The sequence below is a fragment of the Streptomyces atriruber genome (genome assembly GCF_001418325.1).
Taxonomy (GTDB): domain Bacteria; phylum Actinomycetota; class Actinomycetes; order Streptomycetales; family Streptomycetaceae; genus Streptomyces; species Streptomyces atriruber.
This window is the reverse complement of sequence record NZ_LIPN01000361.1, coordinates 1-4,021: the sequence shown is the minus strand read 5'-3', so window position 1 is coordinate 4,021 and position 4,021 is coordinate 1. Positions and strand designations below refer to the sequence as shown.

Genomic DNA, 4,021 nt, shown 5'->3' with positions numbered 1-4,021 from the left:
GGGTGGCCGCGCCGGGGGTGCGGGGGTTGGCGCCGTCTCCACCGGTAGGACGATGCAGCCCTCCGGATTGTGAGGGGGGGGTTCGCGTTGCGGGGCGGCGGGGGGGGGGGGGGGGGTGCGGGTGGGGCTAGCCGACCAGGTAGCGCTGGATGGTGGGGGCGACGAGGGCGACGACCTCGTCGACCGACGCGGAGGCGATCGGCTCGAGTTTCACGACGTAGCGCAGCACGGCCACGCCCCACACCTGGGCCTGGGCCGCGTTGATGTTCATCGGGGGCACGCCGAGTGCCTGGGCCACCTCGTCGAAGTCCTTGGGGGGTTCGTCGAGGGAGGCGGCCAGCTGCTGGAAGATCTGGCGGGACATGAAGTCGCGCATCCGGGCGGCGCCCTGGTCGTCGGCGAAGACGGCGCTGAAGGCGCTCAGCAGCTGCGGCCGGGCCTGGGGGTCTTCCCATTTGGACAGGGCGGCCCGCAGCAGGCCCTCGGCCAGCCGGGCGCGTTCGCCGGTGAGCGAGGCCGCTCCGGCCTCGGCGAGGGCGTCCCCGATGTCGCTCAGGGCGTGGGAGCCGTCGGCGGCTGTGGACATCGCTCCTCCTTGGGCGCGGGGGCCCGTGCTCTGGGTGCCGGGCCCCGGTCGGACGTGCGGTGGTGCCGGTCGTCGGGCGAAGCGCGGCCATCGTCGCCGATGGCCGCTCCTGAGCCGCTCGATGTCCGCTCGAACCGGCCGGGCGGCCGGTGCGGGTGGCGCGATCCGCCCCCGCGCGGTGCGCGGGGGCGGCGGGGGTCAGTCGATGCCGCGCACGACGTGGGGCTCCCAGGTGTCGTCCTCGTCGATGCCGGCGAGCCGGAGCGGCGGGGTGCCCGGAACGGCCAGGGCCAGGGCCGCGCCCGGTCCGGGCGGCCTGGTGTCCTCCTCTTCGGTGTCGTGCACGTGCTCCTCCTGTTCCGCCGGCCGGGGGCCGGTCCGTGTCAGTAGCGGTAGTGGTCGGGCTTGAAGGGACCCTCGACCTCGACACCGATGTAGGCGGCCTGCTCCGCGCTCAGCGTGGTCAGCTTCACGCCGAGCGAGTCCAGGTGCAGCCGCGCGACCTTCTCGTCCAGGTGCTTGGGCAGCACATAGACATCGGTCGGGTACTCCTCCTGCTTGGTGAACAGCTCGATCTGGGCCAGCGTCTGGTCCGCGAACGAGTTCGACATCACGAACGAGGGATGCCCGGTCGCATTGCCCAGGTTCAGCAGACGCCCCTCCGACAGCACGATCAGCACCTTGCCGTCCGGATGCGTCCAGGTGTGCACCTGCGGCTTGACCTCGTCCTTGACGATCCCCGGCAGCTGCGCGAGACCGGCCATGTCGATCTCGTTGTCGAAGTGCCCGATGTTCCCCACGATCGCCTGGTGCTTCATCCGGCCCATGTCCGCGGCCATGATGATGTCCTTGTTGCCGGTCGTGGTGATGAAGATGTCCGCCGTCTCCACCACCTCATCCAGCGTGGTGACCTGGTAGCCGTCCATCGCCGCCTGCAGCGCACAGATCGGGTCGATCTCCGTGATGATCACCCGGGCGCCCTGGCCGCGCAGCGACTCCGCACACCCCTTGCCCACATCGCCATAGCCGCAGACGACCGCGGTCTTGCCGCCGATCAGCACGTCCGTGGCCCGGTTGATGCCATCCACCAGCGAGTGACGGCAGCCGTACTTGTTGTCGAACTTCGACTTCGTCACCGCGTCGTTCACATTGATCGCCGGGAACAGGAGCTGCCCCTCACGCTGCATCTCATACAGCCGGTGCACGCCGGTCGTGGTCTCCTCGGTCACACCGCGGATCTCCGAGGCCAGCTGGGTCCACTTCTGCGACCCCTCACTGATGGTGCGGTTCAGCAGCTGCAGGATCACCCGGTGCTCGTCGTTCTCGGCCGTGTCCACCGCGGGAACCTTGCCGGCCTTCTCGTACTCGACACCCTTGTGCACCAGCAGCGTGGCGTCACCACCGTCGTCCAGGATCATGTTCGGGCCGCCGGTGGGCGTGCCCGGCCAGGTCAGCGCCTGCTCCGTGCACCACCAGTACTCCTCCAGCGTCTCGCCCTTCCAGGCGAACACCGGCACACCCTGCGGGTCATCCGGGGTCCCGTTCGGACCCACCGCGATCGCCGCGGCCGCGTGATCCTGGGTGGAGAAGATGTTGCAGGACACCCAGCGGACCTCGGCGCCCAGCGCCACCAGGGTCTCGATCAGGACGGCCGTCTGCACCGTCATGTGCAGGGAACCCATGATGCGGGCCCCCGCCAGCGGCTGGGAGGCCGCGAACTCCTTACGGATCGCCATCAGACCGGGCATCTCGTGCTCGGCCAGCGTGATCTCCTTACGGCCGAACGCCGCCAGGGACAGATCGGCGACCTTGAAGTCCTTGCCGTCAGTGGTGGGCTGCGAGGTCATGCGGGGCACTCCTTGAGTTCGTGACGTTGCGGTGGATCTCGAGCGTCGCCGTCGAGCGGTTGAGGGTGATGTAGTGCAGTCCGGGGGCGCCTTCGGCCAGCAGCCGCCGGGCCATCTCGGTGGCGTGCGCGACGCCGATGCGGTGGCCCTCGGCGGGGTCGTCGCGCGCGGCGTCCAGGCGGTGCGCCAGCTGTTCGGGGAAGGCGGCGCCGCTGAGTTCGGCGAACCGGCTGATCTGGCGCACGTCGGTGGCCGGCATGATCTCCGGGATGATCGGGGTGTCGCAGCCCGCGGCGCGCACCCGGTCGCGCAGCCGCAGATAGTCCTCGACCCGGAAGAACATCTGGGTGATGGCGTAGTCGGCGCCGGCCCGGCACTTGGCGACGAAGTGCTTGATGTCGCTGTCCCAGTCGGTGGAGCGCGGATGGCGTTCGGGGAAGGCCGCGACGCCGACGCTGAACTCCCCCGACTCCTTGACCAGGCGCACCAGTTCGTGGGCGTGGGTGAAGCCGTCGGGGTGGGCGATCCAGGGGGCGTTGGGGTCGCCGGGCGGGTCGCCGCGGACCACCAGGACGTCGCGGACCCCGGCGTCGGCGTACTGGCCGATGATGTGGCGCAGTTCGGCCACCGAGTGGCCGACCGCGGTCAGGTGGGCGACGGGGCGCAGCGTCGTCTCGGCGGCGATGCGTTTGGTGACCTCCACGGTGCGGTCCCGGGAGGAGCCGCCGGCGCCGTAGGTGACCGACACGAAGGTGGGGGCGAGGGTCTCGATGCGGCGGATCGCCTTCCACAGGGAGCGGGCCGCGGCGTCGCTCTTGGGCGGGAAGAACTCGAAGGAGAAGCTGGGCAGGTCGTTGTCGATGAGGTCGCGCAGGGCGGTCATGGCCGGCCTCCGGCGTTGAAGTAGCTGGCCTGGGGGTGGTGCAGGACGATCGCGTCGGTGGACTGCTCGGGGTGCAGCTGGAACTCCTCGGAGAGCTGGACGCCGATCCGCTCCGGCCGCAGCAGGGCGGCGATCTTGGCGCGGTCGGCCAGGTCGGGGCAGGCGGGATAGCCCAGGGAGTAGCGGCAGCCCTGGTATTCGGTGCGGAACATGCCCTCGGGGGTGTCCGGGTCGCCGGCCGCGATGCCCAGTTCGGCGCGCACCCGGGCGTGCCAGTACTCGGCGAGTGCTTCGGCCAGCTGGACGGACAGGCCGTGCAGTTCGAGGTAGTCGCGGTAGGAGTCGGCGGCGAACAGCTCCGCGGTGGCCTCCCCGATCTTCGAGCCGACGGTGACGACCTGGAGGCCGACCACGTCGGTCTCGCCGGATTCCTCGGGGCGGAAGAAGTCCGCCAGGCACAGGCGGCGCCCGCGCGGCTGGCGGGGGAAGGTGAAGCGGGTGCGCTCGTTGCCCTGCTCGTCCAGGATGAGCAGGTCGTCGCCCTTGGACACGCAGCGGAAGTAGCCGTGCACGACGGCCGCTTCCAGCAGGTTCTTGGTGTGCAGTTCGTCCAGCCAGCCGCGCAGGCGCGGGCGGCCCTCTCTCTCGACGAGTTCCTCGTACGTCGGTCCGTCGCCGGTACGCGCCTGCTTGAGGCCCCACTGG

General features: G+C 70.6%; 5 protein-coding genes. All 5 read right to left on the bottom strand.

The window, feature by feature from the left end:
* Positions 1-127: 127 nt before the first annotated feature.
* Positions 128-586 carry a TetR/AcrR family transcriptional regulator gene (locus AOK03_RS31775; RefSeq protein WP_055568832.1) on the bottom strand — a complete coding sequence of 153 codons (459 nt, stop codon included), beginning with the start codon at positions 584-586 and terminating at the stop codon, positions 128-130.
* 198 nt (positions 587-784) lie between these two features.
* Entirely contained in the window at positions 785-931 is a 147-nt protein-coding gene (locus tag AOK03_RS42190) for a surface protein (RefSeq protein WP_107098164.1), read from the bottom strand.
* 38 nt (positions 932-969) lie between these two features.
* Complete coding sequence (ahcY, locus tag AOK03_RS31770) at positions 970-2,433, bottom strand: adenosylhomocysteinase (protein ID WP_055568831.1); 1,464 nt, start codon at positions 2,431-2,433, stop codon at positions 970-972.
* Entirely contained in the window at positions 2,411-3,316 is a 906-nt protein-coding gene (metF, locus tag AOK03_RS31765; protein ID WP_055568830.1) for a methylenetetrahydrofolate reductase [NAD(P)H], read from the bottom strand. Before metF ends, ahcY begins: the two co-directional genes overlap by 23 nt.
* The coding region (locus AOK03_RS31760) for a vitamin B12 dependent-methionine synthase activation domain-containing protein (RefSeq protein WP_279616342.1) at positions 3,313-4,021 on the bottom strand (709 nt) is incomplete at its 5' end. The genes AOK03_RS31760 and metF, both read right to left, overlap by 4 nt.

What these genes read in the sequence shown, in the direction of transcription:
- AOK03_RS31775 (WP_055568832.1), bottom strand. Translation starts at nt 586, where the DNA reads ATGTCCACAGCCGCCGACGGCTCCCACGCCCTGAGCGACATCGGGGAC.
- ahcY (WP_055568831.1), bottom strand. Translation starts at nt 2,433, where the DNA reads ATGACCTCGCAGCCCACCACTGACGGCAAGGACTTCAAGGTCGCCGAT.
- metF (WP_055568830.1), bottom strand. Translation starts at nt 3,316, where the DNA reads ATGACCGCCCTGCGCGACCTCATCGACAACGACCTGCCCAGCTTCTCC.